This is a genomic window from Fructobacillus ficulneus (assembly GCF_001047075.2).
Classification (GTDB): domain Bacteria; phylum Bacillota; class Bacilli; order Lactobacillales; family Lactobacillaceae; genus Fructobacillus; species Fructobacillus ficulneus.
The window spans coordinates 438394-440795 of the sequence record NZ_DF968005.1; the positions used below are offsets into that span (position 1 = coordinate 438394).

The 2402-nt window shown below is 48.7% G+C and carries 2 protein-coding genes and 1 pseudogene; 1 reads left to right on the forward strand and 2 read right to left on the reverse strand.

Annotated features, from left to right (window positions below):
* On the reverse strand, positions 1-1325 hold a 1325-nt coding region (locus tag AOQ29_RS08255), incomplete at its 3' end, for a PHP domain-containing protein (RefSeq protein WP_242977429.1).
* A 258-nt stretch (positions 1326-1583) separates the two neighbouring features.
* Here AOQ29_RS08255 and AOQ29_RS06675 point away from each other — a divergent pair.
* Entirely contained in the window at positions 1584-1784 is a 201-nt protein-coding gene (locus AOQ29_RS06675) for a YjzD family protein (protein ID WP_061993703.1), read from the forward strand.
* A gap of 177 nt (positions 1785-1961) precedes the next feature.
* On the opposite strand, the pseudogene AOQ29_RS08260 reads toward AOQ29_RS06675, so the two are convergent.
* A pseudogene (locus AOQ29_RS08260) lies at positions 1962-2402 on the reverse strand (peptidase T); the annotation flags it as partial.

Below are 2402 nucleotides of genomic sequence, written 5' to 3' on the forward strand. Positions count from 1 at the left end.
AGGCCAAAAACCCGAGCAGTATCACGGAGGGCCTGCTTAGCTGCCAGAGTCCCAAAGGTAATAATTTGGGCAAAGGCTTCCTGGCCGTACTTCTCGTGGAGGTAGGCTAGGACTTCATCTCGACGGTTATCCGGCCAGTCAATATCGATATCGGGCATCTGGGCCCGGTCGGGATTTAAAAACCGCTCAAAGAGCAGGCCACTGGCGATGGGGTCCACATTGGTAATCCCTAGGGTATAGGCCACTAAAGACCCGGCTGCTGACCCACGGCCCGCTCCGGTTTGAACCTGGTGGTCATGGGCGTACTTGATAATATCCCAAACAATTAAGAAATAGTCCGCAAAGCCCAGGCTATTAATGACTTGGAGTTCATGGACTAACCGGTCCTGGTAGGTACCCGTCTGATTTTGGGCAATCCCCTGGTCCTTTAACCGACGGTCTAAGCCTGCTTGAGCTAACCGACTTAAATAATCCTGTGAATTCAGGCCCGTGTCTTGACTATAAACCGGTAAGGCTGGGTTCTTAAAAATCAAATCAACGTTGGCCGCCGCTACCAGGTCCTGGTTATTAGCATAGGCCGTCTGTGAGGCCAAACTCGCTTGGTAAGCTTGGGCGAGGTCTGAGGCCGGTTGAAGGGCAAAGGCGCCCTTTTCTCTGGCCAAGTCCGTCACGTCTTCCAATTGAATTCCCTGACCAATGGCCCGTAAGACTTGGGCCGCAAAGGCATCGTCGGGATTTAAATAGTCGACCTGGTCCCAGGCAATCAAGGAAACTTGGTTATCTTGGGCATAGGTGGTAATGGCCTCTTGGTGTTGACTTGGTAAGGCTGGGTTGATGCCCAGATAAAGGTCGTGGGTCGAACCATCCCCCAGCGCCTGGTTAATTTGGTCCAAGTAAGTTTTAACGACCCCCGCTTGAGCAATCAAGAGCTGGCCTAATTCCGACTTAGGCGACAAGGTGATGGCTAGTCCTTCAGTATGTTCCGCTAAATCTGCAAAGGTGACCGGGTCTTCCCCCTGGGTCATCTTCAACGAGGACAGGTAAACGAGGTTTTGGTAACCGGCCTGAGTCTTAGCCGTCAAGAGAACTGGAAACTTCGTGGCCGTGTTAACCAAGCCATTGACTTCCAAAACCAAAGAAAAGATGGGTTTAATACCGGCCTTTTGAGCAGCTCGGTAAAAGCTAACGACCCCATACATCACATTGACTTCTGCCAAAGAAAGGGCCTGGTAACCCCGGTCTTTGGCAACCTGGATGATTTGTTCGATTGAGTTGGGACTCTGTAAGAGTGAATAAGCGCTTTTGACTTGTAGTGGTGCGTACATGATTTTCTCCTATCGACGGCCCAATCGCGTTCTAGGTGAACTGATGGAAGACCCTTTGTCCCGATTTACTAAAGACTATTATACCGAAAAACACCGCCAGCTTTTTGAAAAATGTTAACAGCTAACCGAGCTGCCTTGTCTCAGCCCGGACTTAACCAACAATTATTAAAAATTGTCGAGAACAAATCTAATAATTCCCTTTGTTAAATCCAAAAAGGAGCGTATTATAGTCTGTAAATCAAAAAGGAAGTGGAATTTATGCGCTATATTACTGCCGCCGTTTGGTGTGCCCTCTTTGGTGAAATCATTGGTTACCTAGTTGGACAAATGACTGGTGTCGATTTCCAACCTGGTACCAGCGCCCTTGTCACGGTTATCGTTGGTGAGGCTGCCTTGATTATGGTTCCTGCTTTGTCAGGTTCTGCCAAGGACACGACTGAAGCGGAAGCTTCCAAATAAGAAGACTGGTTTGCCAGTTTAAAACGACCTGCCTACTCGGGACATCCCCAATAGACAAGCCGTTTTTCTTTTGCCCACTTACTGCCACTAATAATATTGTTGAAGCAAAAGAGCGCTGATCCAGAATAACTGGGTCGGCGCTCTTTTGGTTAATTTCAAATTGAACGCTGCTTAACCTTAGTCTTGAGCGGCCTTCTCCAAGATGCCCAACAAGACATCGGTTGCTTGAACCATAACTTGTTGTGAAACGTATTCAAAGCGGCCGTGCATGTTTTCACCACCGGCAAACAAGTTCGGTGTTGGCAACCCTAGGAAGGTAATCTTTGATCCATCAGTTCCACCACGGGCGGGATCAACCAAGGGCTTGATACCCAAGTCGGTCATGACGGCTTCGGCCAAGTCGACTGATTCTTGGTGGTCTTTGATGACATCCCCCATGTTGTAATACTGGTCAAACATTTCCAAATCAACGCGGTCCTTGTGCAAGTCCTTGTTGAGTTGGTCGGCGATTTGTTGCATCGTCGCCTTGCGGTTTTCGAAAGCATCGTGGTCATGGTCACGGATAATGTAAGTCAACTTAGCTTCTTCCGGTGTTCCCGCCATATCAATCAAGTGATA